This window comes from Siminovitchia sediminis (assembly GCF_042680885.1).
GTDB classification, from domain to species: Bacteria; Bacillota; Bacilli; order Bacillales; family Bacillaceae_C; genus Siminovitchia; species Siminovitchia sediminis.
On the sequence record NZ_JBHUEO010000088.1, the window covers coordinates 1 to 649 of the forward strand.

General features: G+C 40.5%; 1 protein-coding gene and 1 pseudogene. Both read left to right on the top strand.

Going from position 1 to position 649, the window contains the following annotated elements:
• Positions 1-397, top strand: a pseudogene (locus ACFSCZ_RS17405) (IS21 family transposase); the annotation flags it as partial.
• Positions 394-649, top strand: a 256-nt coding sequence (locus ACFSCZ_RS17410; RefSeq protein ID WP_380775727.1) for an ATP-binding protein, incomplete at its 3' end; no start/stop codon positions are given. The pseudogene ACFSCZ_RS17405 and the gene ACFSCZ_RS17410, both read left to right, overlap by 4 nt.

Here is a 649-nt window from a genome sequence, read left to right on the forward strand (position 1 = left end):
GCAGGCAAACACTAACCCGGATCATATGCCCGACAAACATAAGCAGTTTATTAATTTCAATCGGGAATATGTCTTGGACTGGGCTGATTCCGCAGGAATGCATATTTTAACCACTGTCCGAAGTATCTTATCGTCTTATAAAACAGAAAAACAAGGTTTGAAATCATGCCTTGGCCTAATGAAATTGGCAGATAAGCATTCGATAGAACGTTTGGAAAATGCGTGTGAGAGAGCTTTGACCTATACGCCCAGACCAACACTCAAAAGTATCCAAATGATATTGAAAACTGGCCAAGATAAACTGCCGACAAATGAATCGTCAGATACTGAAGAGAAAACAGGGAGTTCCTTTGGTTTTACCCGTGGAGCTGCCTATTACGGGGGAGAAAGAAAATGACGAAAGAAACAACATTGACAAAGCTAACTGAAATGCGCATGTCTGCCATGGCGGAAACCTTTCTAGAACAATTAAGAAACCCTGAATATCAGGAAATGACATTTGAAGATCGTTTTGGATTGCTTGTGGACACGGAGTGGTCACGCCGGCAAAACAATAAACTGGAACGTCTTATTAAAAGCGCACAATTAAGTAATAATCAGGCTTCCATTGAGGATATTGAATATCATCCAGACAGAAAGCTGGATAAAT